The sequence below is a fragment of the Phenylobacterium terrae genome (assembly GCF_042681205.1).
Classification (GTDB): Bacteria; Pseudomonadota; Alphaproteobacteria; order Caulobacterales; family Caulobacteraceae; genus Phenylobacterium; species Phenylobacterium terrae.
Window position 1 is genome coordinate 261,902 of the sequence record NZ_JBHUEY010000001.1, and the last position, 20,599, is coordinate 282,500.

Consider the following 20,599-nt stretch of genomic DNA (forward strand, 5'->3'; position numbering starts at 1 on the left):
CTTCGCTGCGCTCCGGGCCCCCTCACCCTACCCTCTCCCCGCATTGCGGGGAGAGGTCATTGACGCACCGGCACGCCTTCGGCGCGGGCGCCGCCGAGGAGGGCGCCGCAGTTGGCGTCGTCGGCCAGGCCGGGGTCGATGAACGGCAGGATGGCGGCCAGGGGGCTGACCAGGGCGCCGAGGGCGACGGCGATGCCGCCCTGGGCGATGGCGCCGCCGGCCTCGACGCCGGGCTTGGGCGAGCGGATCGGTCCCTGCAGGGTGATCGGCATGATCAGCCGCACCAGCCGCATCTCCTTCGGGTGGCCCTTCACCCGGAAGGCCATCCGCTCGGTGTTCAGGTTCACCGTGCCCGAGCCGGTGACCAGCACCGGGCCGGTGTCGAAGACGATCTGGTTGGCGGTCAGCAGCCCGTCGTTGGCCCGGAAGTGGGCGACGCCGCAGCGGATCGGCGTCTGGCTCATGTCCTTGGTGAGCAGCAGGCCAAGGCCCTTGGTGACGTTGACGCCCATCAGCTCGGCGAAGGCCTCGCGGATCGTCCCGCTCGGCACCACCACCATCGCCTCGCCGTCGGCGTTGGCCATCGCCTTGTGGACGGAATCGCCCTCGCCGGTGAGCTTCACCCGGCCGACGAAGCCGCCGGTCAGGCCGGCGCGGCTGGCGACCCGCTGGGGCATCATGTCCTCCAGCCGGGCGCCGTTCAGGCGCAGGTCCAGGCTGGTGACGGGCACGCGGCCCCGGGCGTTCAGGCTGACGTCGCCGGTGACCGAGCCCTGAGGCAGGCCCAGCCGCAGCTCCTCGGCCTTGAGGAGGGCGTTCTCGAGGGTCAGGTGCAGCCGCCCCGAGTTCAGCTTCAGCGGCGCATCGACGATGGACGTGGCCCGGTAGGTGACGTCGGCGTCCATCGCCCGCAGGCGGTCGACCTTCAGGGTGGAGTCCGGGAAGATCCGCTGCTGGGCGCGCAGGTTGCTGGCCACCGCCTTCTGGGTCGGCGAGGCGGTTTCGCCCGGGCCCGTCTTGGGCGCGCCGCCGAACACCGCGCCCAGGTCGTCGAAGTCGAGCCGGCGGGAGGTCAGGTTGGCGCGCAGGAAGGGCCGGTCGGGCTCGGTGTCCACCGACAGGCGGCCCGAAAGGTCGGAGTCGCCGACCCGGCCGGAGAGGCCGGTCACCCGGTAGACCGCGTCGTCGCGAACGAGGCGCCCGCGCAGCCGGTAAGGCGGGGTGTTGGGGAAGGCCAGCCCCGTCAGGTCGTAGATGTCGGCCATGTCGGGCCCGGTGGCCCTCAGGTTCATGTGGAAGTGGCCCAGGTCGAACGGACGCGGGATGCCGCCGTCGGCGATGACGCGGGTCGCGCCCGAGCGGATGTCGGCGTCGAACGGATAGGTCCTGTCCGGCTCGATGTTGATCAGCGGGCCGCCGGTGATGAGGGCCCGGAACGGCGCCTGGTTGAGCGTGCCCGTGCCGGTCAGCTCGAAGCCGCGCGCCCCGCCCATGTCCTCGCGCGCGTTGATCCGGCCGTCGAAGGTGAAGTCGCGCCGCTCGTCGCGCACCCGCAGCACGCCGTCGTTGATGACGAAGCTGCGGATCGGCGGCAGCTTGAAGCCGTCCTCCCGCTCCGGCTCGCCGGGCTTGCGGAAGTCCCAGGTGGCGCGGCCCTCGGCGTTGCGGAACAGGTTGACGTTCGGCCGGTCGACCTCCAGCCGCTCGATCAGCACGTCGCCCTTGAGCAGCGGCCTCAGCTGGACCTCGAGGGTGACGCCGCCCACCTCGGCCATCTTGCCCCGGCCGCCGTTGCGCCAGGCCGGATCGCCCACCGAAACCCCGCCGACGGTGGCGCTGGGCGTCCAGGAGAAGAGGTCCACGTCCAGGTCGCCGGTGATGGCCACCTGGCGGCCGGTCTGCTCCGAGGCGTAGCGGGACAGCGGGACGCGCAGGTAGTTCCAGTCCCAGAGGTAGAGGAACAGGGCGATGGCTGCGGCCAGCGCCAGCAGCACGATCCCGGTGATGGTTAGCGCCTTGCGGCTGGGCCGGCGCACCCGGACGCGGGCGGCGGGGCGACGAACCTCGCCCGGCGGGCGCTGCCGCGGGCGCCCCACATGGCGGACCCGGCGCAGGCGCTCTGCGGCCTCTCGGCCGGCGCGCTTGATGCGCTCAGCTGGCCGGCGGGGGGACGGCTGGGTCGTCACGGCAACTGCTCCTCGTGCGCCCCTTGAACGCACGAAGATACATTTGTTGTTCCGCGATCAGTGTCTTACGCCGCGTCCGGAGAAGGCGGTAAGCCCCGTAAGCACGAGGATTTTCAGGTCCAGCGCCAGCGAGCGGCGGGCGAGGTACTCGGCGTCGAGCTCGACCTTCTTCGGGATCGGCAGCTCGTCGCGGCCGTTCACCTGCGCCCAGCCGGTGACGCCAGGGCGCAGGGTGTGGACCCCGGCCTGGGTGCGCAGGGCCACCAGGTCGTCCTGGTTGAACAGGGCAGGCCGGGGGCCGACCAGGCTCATGTCGCCCTTCAGCACGCTCCACAGCTGCGGCAGCTCGTCGAGGCTGGTGCGGCGCAGGAAGCGGCCCACGGGCGTCACCCAGGCGTCGGGGTCCTGCAGCAGGTGGGTGGCGACGTTCGGCGCGCCGGTCCGCATGGTGCGGAACTTGGGCATCGGGAAAAGGGCGTTGCCCCGGCCGATGCGTTTCGACCAGTGCAGCGCCGGGCCGGGGCTGTCCAGGCGCACGGCGACCGCAATGGCGAGCAGGACGGGCGAGAGCACGACCAGGCCCGCGGCCGACGCGGCGATGTCGAAGGCTCTCTTGAGGGCGTCGCGCAAATGAAGGTCCAGGTTCGAGTCGGCCGCGATGCGAGCCTGCGGGCGGGTGGCCGTCAAGCGCCCTTCCCTTCCCCGATCAGGATGGGTGGCCGGCATGAAGCCGGCCATGACGGGTGAATGAGGGGGCCGAAGCCGGTGACCGGTTGGGCGGAGCCCTACCTGTCACCCCGCTCCCAGCCGCCACACCTTCCCCTGCCCGCCTTCGCCGAGCGTGTCGGCGACCCAGCGGCAGGCGGCGTCGACGGGGGCGTCGAGCCCCGGCGGCGCGCCGACGATGGCCAGGGCGCAGCCGTTCATCTTCAGGGGGTTGTCGAGGGGGCGCAGGCGGGCCTCGGCGATCAGGGCGGGCCCGGTTTCGGCGTCCTCCAGGTCGCGCAGGAAGGCGTCGAAAGTCTCCAGGTCCTTGAGCGGCAGCCAGATGGCGACCACGGCTTGCGGGTTCCTGCGGCGGATCGCGGCGGCGGCTTCCACAGCGCGGGCGTAGTCGTCGGCCTTCTCGAACGGCGGGTCGATGAGCACGAGGAGGGCGCCGGGCCGCGCCGCCGCGGCGGCCAGCTTGTAGCCGTCGCCCAGGCGCGCCTCGCAGCCGCGCCGGCCGCGCAGCAGGTCGCAGAGGCGGCGGTGCTCGTCGGGATTGAGCTCGAAGGCGAGGTAGCGGTCGGCGGGGCGCAGGCCCTCGGCGATCAGCCAGGGCGAGCCCGGGTAGTATTTCAGCTGGTCCTTCGGGTTGGCGCGCCGGACCGCCTCGATGAGCGGGCGGAACGCCGCCGGCGGGCCGGCCTCGCGCATCAGCCGGCCGATCCCGGCCTCCGCCTCGCCGGACTTGCGGGCCGCCTCGCCGGCCATCTCGTAGAGGCCCGAGCCGGCGTGGGTGTCGATCACCGTCAGGGCCGGCGCGGCGGCGCGCAAGCGCTCCAGGAGGGCCAGCAGGGCGGCGTGCTTGACCAGGTCGGCGAAGTTCCCGGCATGGAAAGCGTGGCGGTAATTCAAGGACTTCCCTTCGAAGGTGAGAGGAACCTGCCCCTCCGGGTCACGTTCCGCCCGGGCGTGAGCGGAGGCGTCATGTCCAGCCAACAAGCCGAAATGGCCGAGCCCGTCGAGGCGGCGGGCCTGACCTATGTCACCGATCTCGACCCCGGCATCCGGCGGGTCAAGACCGGCGGCGGTTTCGGCTATCGCGACCCGGAGGGCAAGCGCGTCGAGGACGAGGCGACCCTGGAGCGCATCCGCAAGCTGGCCATCCCGCCGGCCTGGACGGACGTGTGGATCTGCCCCGACCCACGCGGGCACATCCAGGCGACCGGCCGCGACCAGCGGGGCCGCAAGCAGTACCGCTACCACGACGGCTGGCGCAGCGTGCGCGACGCCAACAAGTACGACCGGATCATCGCCTTCGGCCGCGCCCTGCCCAGGCTGCGCAAGCAGGTGGACAAGGACCTGGCCCGGCGCGGGCTCTCGCGAGAGAAGGTGCTGGCGGCGGTCGTGCGGCTGATGGAGATCACCCTCATCCGCGTCGGCAACGACGAGTACGCCAAGCAGAACAAGAGCTTCGGCCTGACCACCCTGCGCGACCGGCACGTGAAGTTCGAGGGCGCCGGGGCGGTGTTCGAGTTCACCGGCAAGAGCGGCAAGACGCACCGGACGGGCTTCCGCGACCGGCGCCTCGCCCGCATCGTCAAGACCTGCCAGGACCTGCCCGGCCAGCGGCTGTTCCAGTACATCGGCGAGGACGGCGAGCAGCACGCGGTCGGCTCGGCCGACGTCAACGCCTACATCCGCGAGGCGATGGGCCAGGACTTCTCGGCCAAGGACTTCCGCACCTGGGCCGGCACCCTGGCCGCGGCCCGGGCGCTGATCATGAACGCGCCCTGCGCCAGCGCCTCGGAGGCGAAGCGGCACATCAACACCTGCGTGAAGGCGGTGGCGGGCCTGCTGGGCAACACCGCCGCGGTTTGCCGCAGCGCCTACATCCACCCGCTGGTGCTGGAGGCCTATTCCGAGGGCTCGCTGCCGCTGAAGCCGGCGGCCTCGGAGCGGGCGTTCGAGCTGGCCGTCCTGCGGTTCCTGGAGACCGCCCGCGACGAGGCTTCCGAGGCCGGCAAGCCGCGGCCGAAGCTGAAGGCGGAGGGCGGCCGCCAGCGGGTCGAGGCGACGGCGGCGTAGGGCCCCGCCCGCGTATCCCCAGCTCCGTCATGGCCGGCCGGCCACCCATCCTGATGAGTCCGAACCTGCCGCAACGGGCTGGGTCGCCGGGACAAGCCCGGCGATGACGGAAATTGGAGCGCTACCGTCTCAGGCTGAAGCCCACCCTCACCGTCCGCGGCGCGGCGAAGCTTTCGATCCCGCCGCCGGTCTCGCCGACTTCGACCTCGGCGTCGAACAGGTTGTCGGCCGCCAGGTAGACCTCGGCGTCCTCCGAGACCCGCCAGGCGGCGCGCAGGTCGACGAAGGCGGCGGTCTCGAGCTTGCGGGAGTTGAGGTCGTCCTCGAAGCGGGCGCTCTCATAGCGCAGGTCGGCGGAGAGGTGCAGGAGCTCCATCGGGCGCCAGTCCGCCCCGGCGGTGATGGTGAGCTCGGGCGTCTGGGCGGGCCGCTTGCCGGTCAGCTGCGGCGCCGCGGCGCCCCCGTCCACCCGGGCCCGGGTGGCGCCCAGGGCCGCGCGCAGGGCGAGGGTCTCGGAGATGTCGGCGGCGACGTCGAGCTCGACGCCCGTGGCCTCGATCTCGCCGGCGTTCTGACGCTGGCGCAGCACGCCGCCGGCGGGGATGAAGCCGGCCACCGGGAAGGTCGCCGGGCCGAAGCCGACGGTGACGTTGGTGATCGGGTCCTCCAGCCGGTTGTGGAACAGCGTCGCGCTCCAGCGCACGCGCCCCTCCCCGGTCAGCCCGGCCTCGATCCCGTAGAGCCGCTCCGGCTCGAGGGCCGCGTTGGCCTCGGTCACGTCGTTGCCGACGCGGAATGGCCGGTGCAGCTCGTTCAGCGTGGGCGGGCGGAAGCCGGCGTAGGCCGCGCCGCGCAGGAAGACCTCTCCGCCCAGCCGCCAGCGGGCGCCGAGCCGGGCGGTCGGCGTGGTCCCCTCCTGGCCGGCGGGCGATGCGTCCAGCAGCAGCTGGCCGGTGGCGGCGTCGCGCTCGCGGCGGACGGCGTCGCTCGAGGCCCAGCCGTCCACCCGCACCCCGCCGGTGAGGATCAGGTCCGGGGTCGCGTACGCCGCCTCGCCATAGAGGCCGGCGACGCGGGTCCGGCCGCCCGCCTGGCGGTGACGGGTGAAGGCGCCGTTCATGAACCGGAAGCGCTCGCGCACCTCGCCGTCGGTGAAGCGGGCGTCGGCGCCGGCCTCCCATGACCAGGGGCCGGAGCGGCCCTGCCAGGCGGCGTTGACGCCCCAGCCGAGGGCGGGCGTGGCGTACTGGTCGTTGGCGGGGGTGGTGAAGGCGCGCCCGTCGGCCACCGCCGCCGAGCTGTTCTTCAGGTCGCTCGACCGCAGCCAGGCCTGCACCCGCCAGCCGGCCTCGGTCTCGCCCGGCGGCCTGGCCAGGGTGAGCGCGGCCGAAGCGCCGCTGGCGATGGAGCGGGCGCCGACCAGGCCCGCCCCGCGCCGCTCCTCATAGAGGCCGACGCGCAGGGCGCCGGTCCCGCCGAGCAGCTCGCCCTGCACCCGGGCCGAGGCGGAGAAGTCGCTGAGCGTCGTCGGGGCGTCGGCGGGACCGGCGCCCGCCCGGACGGGGGTGTAGCCGGCGGTGGTGGAGCCGGCCGCGGCCAGGAACAGGTGGTCGTCGCCCCCGGCGACGGCGAGGCGGCCGCTCTCCCGCTCGCCGACGAAGGCCTCCAGCGCCTGGAGCCCGCCGCCCGTCGGCCGTTCGGTCAGAGCCACGACGCCGGTCAGGGCGCCCGCGCCGTAGGGGCCCGCCCCGGCCCCGCGGATCAGGCTGACGCCGGCCAGGGATTCCGGCGGCAGGGAGGACCAGATCACCCAGCCGCCGAAGGGATCGTTCTGCGGCGCGCCGTCCAGGGTCACCAGCGCCCGTCCGGCGCCGGAGGGGGCGATGGCGCGCAGCGACAGCCCCTGGATGGTTGGGTTGGCCGCGTCGCTGCCGGTGCGGCGGAACAGGGAGACGCCGGGCGAGCGGCGCAGCGCCTCGTCGAGCCGCGGCTCGGCCCTTAGCGCCTCCACGTCCAGGCTCTGCACGGCGAAGGCGGCTTCCCCCGCGAGCGGCGGCAACCGCGGCGGCTGGACGACGACGGCTTCGACGGTGGGCGGCGGCAGGTCTGCGGGCACGGTCTGGTCATCTCCCCTCGGCTGGCGTCTGACGGCCGGCGCGGCCCGGCTATAACCTAGGCGGGGGCCTGCTCAACCCGATTTCCGGACCGAAGCGGCGCCTGCGCGGCCGCGGCGCGACGCAGGCTGGCCCAGGCGGCGGCGTAGAGGGCGAGGACGCCGAGGGGCATCAGCTGGACGTGGGTGAGCTGGGCGAGCCCGGAGAAGGCCACAGGCGTGAAATAGGCCAGGACCAGGGCGGCCTTGGCGCCGGCGGGCAGCTCGTCCCGGCGGGCGTGCTCGGCCAGCAGGGCGATGGGGATGGCCAGCAGGACGAGGTCGTAGTCGAAGGCGTAGGGACTGACCGAGAGGATGGCCGGCACGGCGAGGGCGACCTTCAGGCGCTGCGGCCCCGGCCGGCGCCAGGCCAGGACGGTGAGCCCCGCCAGCGCCAGGGCCAGCCCCCCGTGCAGCGCGTAGGCCAGGCCGCTGGGCGCGCCGAGCTCGCGGGCGGCGACGAACAGGGTCGGGATCTTGGCCTGCGGCAGCAGCTTGCCGTCGATCACCGCCCCGAGCTTGCCGAAATTGTCCAAGAAGGCGGCCCAGACCTCGGGACCGAGCATCGCCCACGAGGCGGCGCAGAGTCCGAGCGCGCTGGCCGCTGCGGCCGCGAAGCTCCGCCACCGCCCCTGGGCGGCCAGCAGCAGCGGCAGCAGCACGCCTAAATGCGGCTTGTAGACCAGCAGGCCGAGCAGCGCGCCGGCCACCCAGGGCCGGCGGTCGAGCAGCAGCAGGCCAAACCCCAGCAGGGCCGCGTTCAGGAAGCCGTTCTGGCCGTGCAGGACGTTGAGCAGCGTGGCGGGGAAGGCCAGCGCCAGCAGCGGCGCCCAGGGATGGTCGGTGAGCCGGCGCACCAGCGCCAGGAACAGCCCGAGGCCCACGCCGACCCACAGGCCGAGGGCGGCCAGGTAGGGCAGCCTCGCCAGCGGCGCGACGATCAGCTGGAACGGCGGCGGGTAGTACCAGGCGAACAGGTGCTGGGTTCCCGGCACGGCCCGCTCGTGCGCCGCGAACAGGGCGGCGAAGTCGTAGGCTTCCGCCGCGCGGCCCTGCAGCGCCAGATCGGCGGCCGAATAGAAGGCGATGAAGTCGGCGCCCAGCGGCTTGCCGGCCGGATCCAGGCCGCCCTCGGCGGCGAGCGCCAGCACGACGATCAGCAGCAGGTAGCCGGCCAGCAGCATCAGGGCGTAGTTGCGCACCCGCGAAGGCTCGATCAGCCGGTCCAGGTCGCTCAGGCCCATCCGCCCCTCTCCGCCATCCGTCGCGCAGAGCCTTGCCCGCGACTTCTTGAGGAATGGCGAACACGTCTCGGTAACCATGACCGTAGGGCGTTTTCTCAACCGCCCGCCGATAGCCTTGGTGAACGATTTACGGCGCGCAGGATGCGATGACGCTCGCGGCGAAACCCTACGGCCCGGCTGCCGGCGGCCTGACCGCCCCTGAAGAGGGGACGGCCTCTGCCCTGCTCGGCCGGCTGCAGGCGGCCCACCCCGAGCTCTTCCGTTTCGCCCGCTTCCTGCTGCTGGGCGGCCTGGCGGCGGGGGTGAACTGGCTCTCCCGGTTCGGCTGGAGCCTGATCGCGCCCTTCGAGCTGGCGGTGATCCTGGCCCACGCCACCGGCATGGCCGTGGCCTTCGTGACCTTCCGCGCCTTCGTCTTCCCGGGCTCGCCGCTGCCCGCGGCCGTTCAGATGACCAACTTCGTGCTGGTCAACCTGGTGGGCATGGGCGTGGCCTTCGTCACCGCCGTCGGGCTGGCCCGGGTCGTCTTCCCGGCGGTCGGCTTCACCTTCCACGCCGAGGCCATCGCGCACGGGATCGCCGTGCTTTCGCCGGTCCTGACCAGCTGGATCGGCCACCGCCGGCTTTCCTTCGCCGGCGGTCGCTGACCGCGGAACATCCACGCGCTCCCGCAGGTCTTTCCGGCAAGACCGACAGGAGCATCTCATGAGCAATCCGAGCACCGGCGGCGTCGATCCTGGGACCCAGCCCAGCGGCGCGGCGAGCGGGACCGGCGCAGCCCGCGACAGCGGGACCGACCGCAGCTTCGACCCGGCGGGGGAACGCGAGCCGGGCGTGCCGGCCGGCGACGAGGGCGGCGGCGCGATGAGCGGCCGCCGCGCCGAGCAGGGCGGCGGCTGGCGCGAGCAGGCCAAGGACGCCCACGAGTCCGCCGCGCGCAACCGGCCGGACGCCGGCCTCGGCCACGGCGCCAGCGGCGGGCGACACGTCACAGGGTCGATGAGCGCGGGCGATGCGGCCGACCGGAGCGTCGACGTCGGGGGCAGCCCGGGCGCAGTTCCCGACGACCTGCCCCGCCGGCCGGGTCGCGCGCCCGACAGCGGCGAGACCGACGACGGCTGACCCGCGCGTCAGGCCGGCGCGGCGCGCGCGGGGGCGCCCGCCGGCCGGACCCCGGACAGGACCATCCGGCTCGCCGGAATGGCCGGCATCCGGTCGAGCCGGACGGAGAGATCCTGCGCCGGGACCTCGTAGCGCATCTCGCCGGCCAGCCAGGCCAGCGCCCGGTCCATCAGCTCGAGGGTGATCGGCTCGCCGGGGCAGCGGTGGCCGGTCGCCGGATCGCCGCCGCCCTGCGGGATGAAGTTGTGGGCGTTGGGCTCATCGGTCAGGAAGCGCTCGGGACGGAAGGCCTCGGCCTCGCGCCAGGACTTCGGGTCGCGGTTGGTCCCGAACAGGTCGAGGATGACCCAGGTCCCGCGCCGGAACCGCCTGCCGCGCCAGGCGAACGGCTGCAGCGCCCGCCCGCCGACCGCCGGGAAGAAGGGGTAGAGCCGCCGGACCTCCTGGGCGAAGGCGGTCCGCGCCGCCCCGTCCCGGGCGAGCCGCTCGCGCCAGCCCGGATGGCGGTGAAGCGCCAGGGCGGCGAAGGCGATGTAGCGGTCCACGGCCACGGTGGGACGCAGGAGGTTGAGCAGCTCGACCGCGGCGATGGCCACCGGCAAGCGGCGGCCGTCCAGGTCGCGGTGGAAGGCGACCGCCTCCAGCGGGCTGCCGGGCGGCGCGCGACGCCGGCCGCTGCGGGCGTCGGCGATGAGCCGCCGGGCCCATCGTTCGGTGCGCGCGCGCAGGAGCAGGCCGCGCCAGTTGCGGGGCCCCACGGCCCCTGCGCCGTCGATCATCGCGCCGAACTCGCGGGCCCGGCGACGGGCCTCGCCAGGGGCCAGAGGGGCGCCGGCCCAGGCGCAGACGGCGCGGGTGATCACCTCCCGGACCTCGTCGAACAGGACGATCCGGTGCGCCCTGGCCCAGGCCTCGGCCGCGACCCGCCACTCGGCGTCGAACGCCGCGCCCAGCGCGGCGACGCGATCGGATCCCACGAGATCGAGGAATAGCGCCTTGCGCCACCGGTGCGCCGCCCCGTCGAGCTGGTTGACGCTGCCGAGGTCCTGCAGGGACAGCAGCGCCGTGGGCGGAAGCGCGCCGCGGCGGGTGAACAGGCCGGGTTCATAGAACATCCTGGCCGCCGCCTCGCCCTGGGCGCAGATCGCCGGCCGCCCCATCAGCCGTGTGCGGAAGACGTCGGACCCCAGGGTCCGGCAGCGCCGTCCGATGAACAGGTAGCCTTCGCGCAGCAGGGCGGCCGTGGAGTCGAGGCTGCGCTCGCGGGGAAGGGGCGGCCCGCGCCGCGCACGACGCCACAGGGCGACGCCGCCGGCGGCGAGGCCGGCGGCCGCCGCGCCGAGCAGAACGGCGCGGGTCGGCCTGGCGGAGCGGGGGTCAACGAGAGCCATCTGCCGTCCAACCGGGGGCCGGAGCTGCGGTTCCGGCCGGCAGGGCCATGCCGACCCGCAGCCGCCAGACGCGGGCGGGGTCGACGAAGGTCCGGACGCGCCAGGGCTCCCCCTCGGCCGGCCAGGCGGCGAGCCCCACGCCGAGGTCATCGCCCGCGGCGTCGGCGAGGCCGACGAGGCGCAGGGCCTCCGGCGGCGGCTGGTCGCGGACCGCCCGTTCCGCGACCGCGGGGCGCAGGACCTGCTCGGGCGCGCCGGCGAGCGCGTCCTGGAAAGCGGCGCGGCGGGCCCGCTCGCGGCCGCCCTGTCCCTTGCGCCGGGCGTGCGGCGACGGCGAAAGCCGCACCAGCCGTTCGGGCGGGATCAGCGCCTCGAGCGCGGCGAGCTCGCCGGGCGTGGCCAGCAGAGCGACGCGGTCGGGATCCAGGGCGTCGAGTTTCCAGCGCTTCAGCGCCAGGCCCGGCCCGTCCACGAGGCCGCTGGTGTTGATCAGCAGCCGCCCGGGCGCCCGCGCGGCCAGGCGGGCGGCGCCGGCGATCACGGCGGGGATCGCCCCGACCGGGTTGGTGGTCCCGACGAAGTAGAGCCCCGTCAGGGCGAAGCCGCCGCGCCAGTCGGCCAGGGTCACGCAGCCGGGCGGCCCCGTCGCCTTCTGCCCGAGGTCGCAGTCCAGCAGGGAGAGCTCCGCGCCCTGCCCGGCCAGCCGTGCGGCCAGCACCCGGATCAGGGTCGACTTGCCGCGGTCGGCGGCGCCCAGCACCACCAGCCGGCGCCAGGCGGAGACCTCCAGCGCCTCGGCCAGCGCCGCCCAATCGTCGGGGACGTGCGCGGCGTCCATGGCCGCGGGCTAGATGATCGGCTTGCCGCCGGTGACCGCGATGGTGGCGCCGGAGACGTAGGAGGCGTCCGGCGAGGCCAGCATGACGTAGACCGGCGCCAGCTCCCTGGGCTGGCCGGGCCGCTGCATCGGCGTCTGCTTGCCGAAGCTCTTGTAACGGTCCTCGCTCATCGTCGAGGGGATCAGCGGCGTCCAGATCGGGCCGGGCGCGACGCAGTTCACCCGGACGCCCTTCTCCGCCAGCATCTGGGCGAGGCCGCCGGTGAAGTTCTGGATCGCGCCTTTGGTGGTGGCGTAGGCCAGCAGGTCCGGACTGGGCGTGTCGGCGTTGACCGAGGTGGTGTTGATGATGGCGCTTCCTTCCGGCATGTGCGGCAGGGCGGCCTTCACCAGGTAGAACATGGCGTGGATGTTGGTCCTGAAGGTCAGGTCCCACTCCTCGTCGGTGATGTCGTCCAGGCTTTCGAAGGTGGCCTGGTGGGCGGCGTTGTTGACCAGGATGTCGACCCGCCCGAAGGCCTCCACCGCCTTCTGCACGATCGAGCGGCAGTGAGCCGGATCGGAGATGTCGCCGGGGACCAGCACGCATTTGCGGCCGGCTTCCTCCACCAGGCGCCGGGTGTCCTCGGCGTCCTCGTGCTCGTTGAGATAGCTGATCAGCACGTCGGCGCCCTCGCGGGCGTAGGCGATGGCCACGGCCCGGCCGATGCCGGAATCGCCGCCGGTGATGATCGCCTTCCTGTCCTGCAGGCGCCCGGCGCCGACGTAGGTCGTCTCGCCGTGGTCCGGCTTGGGATCCATCTTGCCCGTGACGCCGGGCATCGGCTGGGACTGCGGCCTGAAGGGCGGTTCGGGATAGGTTTCGGTCACGGCGGGTCCTCGAGGCGTGTTGCACTAGTCGAGCAACCCCAGGGCCGCGGCGGGGGTTCCGGCCGCTAGCCGCCGCCCACTTCCTGCTCCTCGTCCGCCGTCTGCAGGATCTGGACGAGCTCGCCGACCCGGGCGCTCGGGAAGCCGCGGTGGGCGTTGGTCAGGGCCTCGTCGTTGGTCAGCCAGGCGTAGGCCTCGAACAGCTCCTCGGCGCTTGCGCCCGTCGCGATCAGCTCGGCCGCCAGGGCCTCGTCCACGGGACCCAGCACCTTGGTCACCGCCTCCCGGTTCAGCACGGTCATCATCGGCTCCATCGTTCAGTGGGACACCGGATGAAACCCCCAGGGGCGCTGGCGGGTTCGCCGGCCATGAGCCCGCTGCACGTCGTCTGCCCCCATTGCGACGGGGTGAACCGCCTGCCGCCCGAGCGCGCGGCCGCGGCCGCCAGGTGCGGCCGCTGTCGCCAGGCGCTGTTCACCGGCGCGCCCGTCGATCTGGACGAGGCCCGCTTCGACCGGCACCTGGCGCGCTCGGACCTGCCGCTGATCGTCGACTTCTGGGCCGCCTGGTGCGGGCCCTGCCGGGCGATGGCCCCGGTCTTCGCCCGCGCCGCCCAGGCGCTGGAGCCCCGGGCCCGGTTCGTGAAGATCGACGTCGACGCCAACCCGGGCCTGGCCGCCCGCTACGGCGTTCAGGGCATCCCGGCCCTGTTCGCCTTCAAGGACGGCCAGGTCGCCGCCCGCCACGCCGGCCTCGCCGATGCGGCCCTGCTGAAGGGCTGGGTCGACCGGCTCGGCGGTCCCGCGCGGGCGACGGGCCGCGAAGGACCGCGCGCCGGAGCCGCGGACCGCTAGCTCGCGGCGGCGCGGCCGAACTGCTCGGGGATGGCGTTGCCGCTGGCGTCGCCGGCGCCGGAGCCGCCGTCCACGGGGATGATCGCGCCATTGACGTAGCTGGCCTGCTCCGTGGACAGGAACACGGCCATCTCGGCGATCTCCTCCTTCTCGCCGTAGCGGCGCAGGGCGACCCGGTTCTTCACCCGCGCCTCGGCCTCGGGCGTGGGCGCCAGGCGCGCCATGCCTTCCGTGCCGCTGATCGGGCCCGGCGAGATGGCGTTGACCCGCACCCCGGCCGGCCCCCACTCCAGCGCCAGGCACTGGGTCAGCATGTTGACCCCGGCCTTGGCGGCGCAGACGTGGGCCTGGTTGAGGCTGGCCCGCACCGCCTGGCCGGCGCTGATGGAGATCAGCGAGGCGCCGGGCTTCCTCAGGTGTTCGAAGCAGGCGCGGTAGACGTTGAAGGTGCCGATCAGGTCGATGTCGACCACGGTCTTGAAGCCGTTGGCCGACATGCCGAGCGCCGGGGCGACGAAATTGCCCGCCGCGCCGGAGACGACGATGTCGATCTCGCCGAACCGCTCGCGCACAGCCTTGAGCGCGGCCTCGACGGCGGCGTAGTCGCGCACGTCGGCGGGCGTGCCGAAGGCCGGGCCGAGTTCGGCGAGCTCGGCGGTGGCGGCCTGCACGCGCTCGGGGTTGCGGCTGATGATGGCGACCTTGGCGCCCTCCTCCGCAAAGCGGCGGGCGATGCCGAGATTGATGCCGGAAGAGCCACCGGCGACGAAGGCGACCTTGCCGGCGAGCCGGCCTTGGGGAGCTGTCATGGCGTTCAGAACCTGAAGCGGACGCCGGCGGTGTCGTACCGGCCCACAAGGTCGTAGACCGACTGCGGCGTCCAAATCCAGTTGGCGCGGCGGGGCCAAAGCCACCGTCGCGACGATTCCGAGATCGCCGTTCCTGCTGCTATGACGGGCGCATGAGCCGGGAAGCGACCGGCGGCGCGCGCCTGAGCCGCGCCGCCCGCGAGCAGCAGATCATGGAGGCGGCGGCCGCCCTGGCGGTCGAGCAGGGCTGCCTGCCGCTGCCGCTGGAGACGCTCGGCGAGCGGGTCGGGGTCAGTAAGGCGCTGGTCTACGCCTACTTCCCGACCCAGCAGGACCTGGCCAACCGCATCCTCGTCCGGCACCTGCAGGAGATGGACGCGGCGGTGGACCTGGCGTTCCAGGCCGGGTCGCCCCGGGAGACGGCGCTCAGCTGCGCCGAGGCCTATTTTGACCACGCGGCCCGGCACGGCCCCCTGCTCCACCTGCTGCTCAGCGACCCGATGGCCGCCGGCGCGTTGGCGCCGGAGGCGCGGGCCCTCTACGGGCGTATCATGCGCCGAATGGCGATCGGGCTGCGGGACCATTTCGGCGTGCCGAGCCGCGACTGCATCCCGGCCCTGCACATCCTGGCGGCGCTCGCCGAGGACGCCGGCGAGCAGGTGTTCACGAAGCGGCTGGATCCGGAGCTCGGGCGCCGGCTCGCGCGCGAGATGACCGACGGGGCGCTTTGCGACCTTTCGGCCCGGCTGCAGCGGCCGCCTCGGGGTCTCGCGGCCAGCTGAGCAGACGCTCGCGGGCGCCGTCCATGATGGCGCTGGCTAGCACGCCCGCCCGCTCGCGCGACAGCTTGCCCCGGGCCAGCAGCTTGCCGGCGCGCGTCGCCGAGGCCCGCAGGATGTGCCAGCCGGCCCCGCCGACCTCCACCGGCACGCCGCTCTGCTGCAACAGCTTGGTGGAGCTGACGTGGGTGGCCCAGGCGGTGCGGCTGCGGTGCTCGGGACTGAGCGTGCGGCGCAGCTCGCCGCTCGCCAGCAGGGCCTGCAGCAGCCCGCGCCGCTCGGCCACATAGTCCAGGAAGCCGACCATCGAGGCCTGCGCACGGTCGATGTAGGTGGTGTGCGGCTTCATGCAGGCGTCCTGCATGGCCGCCATGATCTCCTGCTCGCGCCGGGCGACGTAGGCCAGCAGTTCGATCACGCCGGAGAAGTAGCGGTAGGCCAGCGCCTCGCTGATGCCGGCCCGGCGGGCCACGGCCTTCATGGTCACCACGCCGACCCCGGCCTCCAGCACCAGCTCGGCGGCGGCATCGGCGATCTGCTCGCGCCGGGCCTCCAGGCTCATGCGGCGCAGACCGCGGCGGGAGGCCGCGCGGCGGGCCGAGATCAGGATCTCCTCGCCGCAATCCTCCGGCGCCGGCGGCAGCGGCGGGCGGCATTCGCGCCGCGAGCCACCCTGGGCGGACCAGTAGCCCCGGCTGGGGTGGGGCACGAGCACGCGGTCGCAGATCTTCGCCAGGGCGTTGCCGCTGATGCCCAGATCCGCGGCCAGCCGCTTCAGCGGCTGGGACCAGACGAGCTCGTAGAGCTCTCCTCGCGTGATCCGGTGAATGGTTTCCAAGGCGGTTCCGGGCTGAGGGTGAGGCGGCGTCTTAGCAACTCCATACCGGAGCTTCTAGTCCGGCGCGGACAGGGCGTAGGCGGGCGAAGCGGCCAGCGAGCGGCCGAGCTGCTCCAGGTCGCGCCCGAGGGCGGGATCGGTGCAGACGCTGCAGGCGGTGAAGTGGGTCCCGGGCGGAAGGGTCAGGGACGCGGGCGAAGGCCGCCCGCCGATCGCGGCGGCCAGGCGCTCGAGCTCGGCCCTGGCCTCGGCCGGCTTCTGCCAGTCGGCGCCGCTCACCAGGAAGCCCACGGGCCGGCCGTCGAGGCCGATGGCGTCCAGGCCAGCGAACAGGGCCCGCGCCGCCGCCGGCGCCGCACCATCCCAGGCCTGGGCGGCGACCAGGAAGCCGGTGGCCTGGCGCAGCGCGCGCTCGAGATCGGTGGGGATCTGCGGCAGGTCGCGCAGCGCCTCGGGACCGAAGAACCGGATGCTGGCGCCGGCCCGTTCGGCGCTCCTCAGCGCCGCCAGCAGCGCCAGCTGGGCGTCGGCCCCGCCCGATGCGCAGGCCGCCAGGCCCACCACCAGCGAACGCCGCCGGCCGCTCGCGCCGGCCCCATCGTGCCTGAACCGCGTCATGGCCGCCTCCGGCGGCGATGGTCGGCCCCAGCCGGCGGCGGGTCAAGCGCCCAGGCGGCGATCCTCAGGGCGCGGCCGGCTCCCAGAACGGGCGGGTGCGGCGCAGGGCGGCGTAGCAGGCCTCGGCCCTGTGCAGCAGGTCCGCCTCGTCGCGGCTGCGCTGGCCGACCAGCAGTCCGGCGGCGAAGGCCAGCCGCGCGCCGCTGTTGCGGACCAGGGCGGCGGTCGAGCGCCGCGCCACGGCGATGTCGTTGAGCTCGCCCAGCGCGTCCTGGAACCGCTTCAGGGCGCCGATGAAGGCCCGGCGGCGCTTGGCCGGCCGCTCGCCGTAGGCCTCGCCGAAGAACTCGGCGGCGTAGCGCAGCTTCTTGGCCTCGATCCTCAGTTCGTGGCGGCTGGCGGCGTCGAGATGGCGCAGGTCCCGGCCCGCCTTGCGCAGGCGCCGATTGCGGCGCTCCAGCCGCGGGCGGGCGAAGTCCTCGATGGGCGCCTCGCGCTGGCCTTGCGTGGCCGGATCGCGGCTCCAGGAGCCCACCTCGATCCAGGCGGCGGTGTCCAGCAGCAGGCGGGCGAACCGTTCGGAATCGACGGCCGCGAGCGCCCGCTCGTAGGCCTTGCCCTGCGCCTGGGTCAGCCATTTGCCGAGCGCCTGCAGGGTGGCGTCCTCGCCTTCGGCCCGCTCGGCCGGCCGGAAGGTTTGCTCCAGGAAGACGTCGAGGTCGCGCGCCTCGTTGAGTTCCGAGGCCAGCCACTTGGTCTCGGCCTTGAGGCGCTCGGCCTCCTCGCCGACCAGCAGCGGCTTGAAGGCGGAATAGGCCGCGCGCAGCCGGCGAAGCCCCACGCGCAGCTGGTGCAGGGCCTCAGGATTGCGGCGGCGGACCAGGATCTCGGCGTTGGCCGAGGTCTGGGAAAGCGCGTTGCGGGCGACCATCCGGAAGGCCTCGGCCGCGGCCAGGCCGGGGCGCACGCCGGCCTGGCCGGCCTTCTGGGCGGCGACGCCGTCGTGGCCGGCCAGCCGATAGCCGCGGTCGCCCTTGCTTTCGTAGGACAGCGGCGCGGCGGCGGTGCGGGCCAGATCCTGGGCCAGCGCGAACAGGCTCTCCGGCTCGCCCTGCTTCAGCTCCAGCTCCAGCTCGAGGATCGGCTCGCTCTGCTCGCCGGCGATGATCTCGCCCTGGTCGAGGCTGACCTCGACGACGGCGTCGGCCTCGGTCCAGTAGCGGGTGGTGCGGGTCACGTCGGTGGCGAACAGGGGCTTCAGCCGCTCCAGCGCCCCGTCCAGCGCCTCGGCCACCGGCGTGCGTTTCAGCTCGGCGGCGTTGGGGGTGGGCCCGGCGGTCTCCACCTCCCACTCGTCGCGGTCGACGCGGCCGGCGCCGGCCCGGCGCTTGACGGTCTGGATGAAGCCCTTGGACATTTCGCGGACCCGCAGGCTGAGGCCGCGGTCGCGCAGCAGGTGGTCGGGGGTGTCGAAGTAGACCGAGCGCAGCCGTTCGGCCTGCCCCGGCCCGCGCAGCGCCGGATGTGCAGCAAGCGCCTTGAGCGCCTCGGCGGTGAGGATGAACTTCAGCTCCGTCTCGGGAGACGGATCCTGCGGGACCGGAACGGGCTCAGGTCTGGCCATGTCCCATCGAGGCTCGCCGGCATGTCATATGACAACCCCAAGCGCACCTTGCGCCGCCTGTCTATCGCGGCCGTACTTTTTTCGGGCGCAACGGCGCCTTCGCCCCGCCATCGTCCGAAAAAGGAAAGAGCCGCCCGAAGAAGGCCGGATCGAGCGGCGGGGCCGGGTCGCCGCACCCGCGCGAGGGCCCTGCCCGGAGTCCCAGATTGGGCCAGGGCCGGCTTCTTCGCCGACCCGCATTCGCCTACCCCGGTGTGGACCAACGGGTCGGCTCCGCCGCCACGTGAGCACGTGGCCGAGCCCGCATCGGAGCCTCTTCGAGATGTCCAAGTCCAAGCCGCCGGCCGGCGCGCGCGCGGATGCGCCGCCATCGGCCCGCGCCCCCTCGCGCGAGGGGCTGCAACCGAAGGTCCTCGTCGTCCACGACCATCCGCTGCACCGGATCCTCGCGGACACCGTGTTCGCCCAGTTCGGCTGTGAGGTGACGCTGGTCGAGTCCGGCGAGGCCGCGCTCGCCGCCTGCACGACGGAGGCCTTCGTGCTGATCGTGCTGGATCGCCGCATGCCCGGGCTGGGCGGCGACGACGTCGTGCAGCGCCTGCGCGCCCAGGACGGGCCCTCTCGCGCCGCGTTCGTCGCCAGCTGCTCGACCGACCCTCCCGGCGAGCTTTCCGCCGGCTATGACACGATCACGCCAAAGCCGTTGACGCCCAGCGCCGCCGCCCGCCTCCTCGAAGACGCCCTGCGGCGTTCGCCAATGTCGTCCCATCTCGCGCCCATCGTGCTGGCGCGGGGCGGGCGTGGATCGGAACGGTAGGCCCGTCAGGCCCCGCGCGTCCGGCGCTGCGCCACCAGGTCGTGGAACTTCAGGGCCAGCTGCTCGACCTGCAGGCGCGCCGGCGTCAGGACCCGATAGGCCTTGCCGGTGAAGCTCAGGCCCTCCGGCGTCCGGGCGACCCAACCGGCGCGCAGGAGCTTCGCCACCTTCCGCCGCACCGTCTCGCGCGGCATCCCGGTGGAGTCGGCGATGGAGCGGACATTGACGCCGCGTGTCGGGAACGGCCCGGCGTCGGCGGCCAGCCGCTCGGCCTCGCTGAGGGCGCGGAAGTCCGGGTGGGCGATGGTCCGCTCGGCGATCGCCAGCAGGACGATGTGGATCTCCAGGTCGCCGCCGCCGGCGTCCCGCAGCAATTGGAGCAGTTGCAGGAGCGGCGTGACCAGCTCATCCGCCAGGGGCGCCTCGTCCTCCATTCCGCTTGCGACCCGCACCACAGCCCTCGCCACGAGCGAACATCGTTACGCGACGGGACGCCCATGGCTAGCCCCCATCGCCGCGCCGACGGCCGCGTTCGTCCGCCGACTGACCGAAAACGAAGAAGCCCTCCTGCGGGGACGCAGGAGGGCTTCTTGAGACTTTGGGTGCGGGGACAGGATTTGAACCTGTGACCTTCAGGTTATGAGCCTGACGAGCTACCGGGCTGCTCCACCCCGCGGCAGAAGAGTATCGTGATGGAAGGGATAGGATCTGAATGCATCCGCTTGGTAGACCTGGCAGCGACCTACTCTCCCGCGCCTTAAGACGAAGTACCATCGGCCCAGGGGGGCTTAACGACCGAGTTCGGAATGGGATCGGGTGGGGACCCCCCGGCATAGCCACCAGGTCAACGAAGCGGATGCGAAGACATCATTATCTGGAGAGACGCTTCAAAGCGCTCTCATGAGATTTGATAAGAACGATCAAGCCGATCGAGCGATTAGTACCAGTAAGCTACACGCGTCACCGCGCTTCCACACCTGGCCTATCAACGTGGTGGTCTACCACGGCTCTCGGCGAAGCCTTGTTTTGAGGTCAGTTTCCCGCTTAGATGCTTTCAGCGGTTATCTGTTCCACACTTAGCTACCCTGCTGCGCGGCTGGCGCCACGACAGGTCCACCAGAGGTGTGTCCATCCCGGTCCTCTCGTACTAGGGACAGATCCTCTCAAGCTTCGTACACCCACGGCAGATAGGGACCAAACTGTCTCACGACGTTCTGAACCCAGCTCACGTACCACTTTAATCGGCGAACAGCCGAACCCTTGGGACCTGCTCCAGCCCCAGGATGTGATGAGCCGACATCGAGGTGCCAAACTTTGCCGTCGCTGTGGACGCTTGGGCAAAATCAGCCTGTTATCCCTAGAGTACCTTTTATTCGTTGAGCGATGGCCCTTCCACGCAGAACCACCGGATCACTATGGCCGACTTTCGTCTCTGATCGACTTGTCAGTCTCTCAGTCAGGCGGGCTTATGCCATTGCACTCGACGAGCGATTTCCGACCGCTCTGAGCCCACCATCGCGCGCCTCCGTTACACTTTGGGAGGCGACCGCCCCAGTCAAACTGCCCGCCACGCCATGTCCCGGATCCGGATGACGGACCTCGGTTAGACGTCAGCGACAACAAGGGTGGTATTTCAAGGTTGGCTCCGCCGGAGCTGGCGCCCC

20 protein-coding genes, 1 tRNA gene and 2 rRNA genes (1 of these 23 only partly in view) are annotated in these 20,599 nt (G+C 73.0%); 6 read left to right on the forward strand and 17 right to left on the reverse strand.

What is annotated here, in order from left to right; translation table 11 throughout:
- Positions 1-56: 56 nt before the first annotated feature.
- From ACFSC0_RS01230 to rlmJ, 3 genes are all read right to left on the reverse strand, one after another.
- Positions 57-2,186 carry an AsmA family protein gene (locus tag ACFSC0_RS01230; RefSeq protein WP_377281165.1) on the reverse strand — a complete coding sequence of 710 codons (2,130 nt, stop codon included), beginning with the start codon at positions 2,184-2,186 and terminating at the stop codon, positions 57-59.
- Between the two features lie 57 nt (positions 2,187-2,243).
- Complete coding sequence (locus ACFSC0_RS01235) at positions 2,244-2,816, reverse strand: sugar transferase (protein ID WP_377281430.1); 573 nt, start codon at positions 2,814-2,816, stop codon at positions 2,244-2,246.
- A gap of 162 nt (positions 2,817-2,978) precedes the next feature.
- Positions 2,979-3,806 carry a 23S rRNA (adenine(2030)-N(6))-methyltransferase RlmJ gene (gene rlmJ, locus ACFSC0_RS01240; RefSeq protein WP_377281164.1) on the reverse strand — a complete coding sequence of 276 codons (828 nt, stop codon included), beginning with the start codon at positions 3,804-3,806 and terminating at the stop codon, positions 2,979-2,981.
- Between the two features lie 72 nt (positions 3,807-3,878).
- Between rlmJ and ACFSC0_RS01245 the strand changes: the two genes are divergently transcribed.
- The gene (locus ACFSC0_RS01245) at positions 3,879-4,979 is read left to right on the forward strand and encodes a DNA topoisomerase IB (protein WP_377281163.1); all 1,101 of its coding nucleotides are present in this window, start codon (positions 3,879-3,881) and stop codon (positions 4,977-4,979) included.
- A gap of 121 nt (positions 4,980-5,100) precedes the next feature.
- Here ACFSC0_RS01245 and ACFSC0_RS01250 read toward each other — a convergent pair whose 3' ends face one another.
- Together ACFSC0_RS01250 and ACFSC0_RS01255 are read right to left on the reverse strand one after the other, a co-directional pair.
- Complete coding sequence (locus ACFSC0_RS01250) at positions 5,101-7,095, reverse strand: TonB-dependent receptor (RefSeq protein WP_377281162.1); 1,995 nt, start codon at positions 7,093-7,095, stop codon at positions 5,101-5,103.
- A gap of 56 nt (positions 7,096-7,151) precedes the next feature.
- Positions 7,152-8,375 (reverse strand): glycosyltransferase family 87 protein, encoded by a 1,224-nt coding sequence (locus ACFSC0_RS01255; RefSeq protein WP_377281161.1) that lies wholly within the window; start codon positions 8,373-8,375, stop codon positions 7,152-7,154.
- A 146-nt stretch (positions 8,376-8,521) separates the two neighbouring features.
- On the opposite strand from ACFSC0_RS01255, the gene ACFSC0_RS01260 reads away from it, so the two are divergent.
- Complete coding sequence (locus ACFSC0_RS01260; protein WP_377281160.1) at positions 8,522-9,022, forward strand: GtrA family protein; 501 nt, start codon at positions 8,522-8,524, stop codon at positions 9,020-9,022.
- A gap of 58 nt (positions 9,023-9,080) precedes the next feature.
- Positions 9,081-9,497, forward strand: a complete 417-nt coding sequence (locus tag ACFSC0_RS01265) for a hypothetical protein (protein WP_377281159.1) — start codon at positions 9,081-9,083, stop codon at positions 9,495-9,497.
- Positions 9,498-9,505: 8 nt separating this feature from the next.
- Here the strand turns inward: ACFSC0_RS01265 and ACFSC0_RS01270 are convergent, their stop codons facing one another.
- From ACFSC0_RS01270 to ACFSC0_RS01285, 4 genes are all read right to left on the reverse strand, one after another.
- The gene (locus ACFSC0_RS01270) at positions 9,506-10,888 is read right to left on the reverse strand and encodes a cytochrome P450 (protein ID WP_377355034.1); all 1,383 of its coding nucleotides are present in this window, start codon (positions 10,886-10,888) and stop codon (positions 9,506-9,508) included.
- Positions 10,875-11,726: a Clp1/GlmU family protein gene (locus tag ACFSC0_RS01275; protein ID WP_377281157.1), complete on the reverse strand. Its 852-nt coding sequence runs from the start codon at positions 11,724-11,726 to the stop codon at positions 10,875-10,877. The genes ACFSC0_RS01270 and ACFSC0_RS01275 overlap by 14 nt, the downstream gene beginning before the upstream one ends.
- Positions 11,727-11,735: 9 nt before the next feature.
- Positions 11,736-12,596 carry an SDR family oxidoreductase gene (locus tag ACFSC0_RS01280; RefSeq protein ID WP_377281156.1) on the reverse strand — a complete coding sequence of 287 codons (861 nt, stop codon included), beginning with the start codon at positions 12,594-12,596 and terminating at the stop codon, positions 11,736-11,738.
- Between the two features lie 65 nt (positions 12,597-12,661).
- Complete coding sequence (locus tag ACFSC0_RS01285; protein ID WP_377281155.1) at positions 12,662-12,898, reverse strand: hypothetical protein; 237 nt, start codon at positions 12,896-12,898, stop codon at positions 12,662-12,664.
- Positions 12,899-12,964: 66 nt separating this feature from the next.
- On the opposite strand from ACFSC0_RS01285, the gene trxC reads away from it, so the two are divergent.
- The gene (gene trxC, locus ACFSC0_RS01290) at positions 12,965-13,450 is read left to right on the forward strand and encodes a thioredoxin TrxC (RefSeq protein WP_377355035.1); all 486 of its coding nucleotides are present in this window, start codon (positions 12,965-12,967) and stop codon (positions 13,448-13,450) included.
- On the opposite strand, the gene ACFSC0_RS01295 is transcribed toward trxC, so the two are convergent.
- Complete coding sequence (locus ACFSC0_RS01295) at positions 13,447-14,259, reverse strand: SDR family oxidoreductase (protein ID WP_377281153.1); 813 nt, start codon at positions 14,257-14,259, stop codon at positions 13,447-13,449. The genes trxC and ACFSC0_RS01295 overlap by 4 nt on opposite strands.
- Before the next feature lie 152 nt (positions 14,260-14,411).
- Here ACFSC0_RS01295 and ACFSC0_RS01300 point away from each other — a divergent pair, with 152 nt between their 5' ends.
- Positions 14,412-15,041, forward strand: a complete 630-nt coding sequence (locus tag ACFSC0_RS01300; RefSeq protein WP_377281152.1) for a TetR/AcrR family transcriptional regulator — start codon at positions 14,412-14,414, stop codon at positions 15,039-15,041.
- Here the strand turns inward: ACFSC0_RS01300 and ACFSC0_RS01305 are convergent.
- From ACFSC0_RS01305 to ACFSC0_RS01315, 3 genes are all read right to left on the reverse strand, one after another.
- Positions 14,923-15,876 (reverse strand): TetR/AcrR family transcriptional regulator, encoded by a 954-nt coding sequence (locus ACFSC0_RS01305; RefSeq protein ID WP_377281151.1) that lies wholly within the window; start codon positions 15,874-15,876, stop codon positions 14,923-14,925. The genes ACFSC0_RS01300 and ACFSC0_RS01305 overlap by 119 nt on opposite strands.
- A gap of 54 nt (positions 15,877-15,930) precedes the next feature.
- The gene (locus tag ACFSC0_RS01310) at positions 15,931-16,494 is read right to left on the reverse strand and encodes a hypothetical protein (RefSeq protein WP_377281150.1); all 564 of its coding nucleotides are present in this window, start codon (positions 16,492-16,494) and stop codon (positions 15,931-15,933) included.
- Between the two features lie 64 nt (positions 16,495-16,558).
- On the reverse strand, positions 16,559-18,118 hold the full coding sequence (locus ACFSC0_RS01315; protein ID WP_377281149.1) for a CYTH and CHAD domain-containing protein: 1,560 nt from the start codon (positions 18,116-18,118) through the stop codon (positions 16,559-16,561).
- 322 nt (positions 18,119-18,440) lie between these two features.
- Between ACFSC0_RS01315 and ACFSC0_RS01320 the strand changes: the two genes are divergently transcribed.
- Complete coding sequence (locus ACFSC0_RS01320; protein ID WP_377281148.1) at positions 18,441-18,935, forward strand: response regulator; 495 nt, start codon at positions 18,441-18,443, stop codon at positions 18,933-18,935.
- 5 nt (positions 18,936-18,940) lie between these two features.
- Here ACFSC0_RS01320 and ACFSC0_RS01325 read toward each other — a convergent pair whose 3' ends face one another.
- From ACFSC0_RS01325 to ACFSC0_RS01340, 4 genes are all read right to left on the reverse strand, one after another.
- Positions 18,941-19,402, reverse strand: a complete 462-nt coding sequence (locus tag ACFSC0_RS01325) for a hypothetical protein (RefSeq protein ID WP_377281147.1) — start codon at positions 19,400-19,402, stop codon at positions 18,941-18,943.
- A gap of 132 nt (positions 19,403-19,534) precedes the next feature.
- Positions 19,535-19,611, reverse strand: a tRNA-Met gene (locus tag ACFSC0_RS01330).
- A gap of 53 nt (positions 19,612-19,664) precedes the next feature.
- Positions 19,665-19,779, reverse strand: a 5S ribosomal RNA gene (gene rrf, locus ACFSC0_RS01335).
- 72 nt (positions 19,780-19,851) lie between these two features.
- Positions 19,852-20,599: ribosomal RNA gene (locus ACFSC0_RS01340) — 23S ribosomal RNA — on the reverse strand; it runs 2,042 nt beyond the window's last position.

Bases quoted from the DNA above. Each gene is read 5' to 3' on its own strand.
- ACFSC0_RS01275 (WP_377281157.1), bottom strand. From the start codon at position 11,726: ATGGACGCCGCGCACGTCCCCGACGATTGGGCGGCGCTGGCCGAGGCG.
- ACFSC0_RS01320 (WP_377281148.1), top strand. From the start codon at position 18,441: ATGTCCAAGTCCAAGCCGCCGGCCGGCGCGCGCGCGGATGCGCCGCCA.
- ACFSC0_RS01260 (WP_377281160.1), top strand. From the start codon at position 8,522: ATGACGCTCGCGGCGAAACCCTACGGCCCGGCTGCCGGCGGCCTGACC.
- ACFSC0_RS01310 (WP_377281150.1), bottom strand. From the start codon at position 16,494: ATGACGCGGTTCAGGCACGATGGGGCCGGCGCGAGCGGCCGGCGGCGT.
- ACFSC0_RS01315 (WP_377281149.1), bottom strand. From the start codon at position 18,118: ATGGCCAGACCTGAGCCCGTTCCGGTCCCGCAGGATCCGTCTCCCGAG.
- ACFSC0_RS01295 (WP_377281153.1), bottom strand. From the start codon at position 14,259: ATGACAGCTCCCCAAGGCCGGCTCGCCGGCAAGGTCGCCTTCGTCGCC.
- trxC (WP_377355035.1), top strand. From the start codon at position 12,965: ATGAGCCCGCTGCACGTCGTCTGCCCCCATTGCGACGGGGTGAACCGC.
- ACFSC0_RS01265 (WP_377281159.1), top strand. From the start codon at position 9,081: ATGAGCAATCCGAGCACCGGCGGCGTCGATCCTGGGACCCAGCCCAGC.
- ACFSC0_RS01245 (WP_377281163.1), top strand. From the start codon at position 3,879: ATGTCCAGCCAACAAGCCGAAATGGCCGAGCCCGTCGAGGCGGCGGGC.
- ACFSC0_RS01270 (WP_377355034.1), bottom strand. From the start codon at position 10,888: ATGGCTCTCGTTGACCCCCGCTCCGCCAGGCCGACCCGCGCCGTTCTG.
- ACFSC0_RS01255 (WP_377281161.1), bottom strand. From the start codon at position 8,375: ATGGGCCTGAGCGACCTGGACCGGCTGATCGAGCCTTCGCGGGTGCGC.
- ACFSC0_RS01285 (WP_377281155.1), bottom strand. From the start codon at position 12,898: ATGACCGTGCTGAACCGGGAGGCGGTGACCAAGGTGCTGGGTCCCGTG.
- ACFSC0_RS01300 (WP_377281152.1), top strand. From the start codon at position 14,412: ATGAGCCGGGAAGCGACCGGCGGCGCGCGCCTGAGCCGCGCCGCCCGC.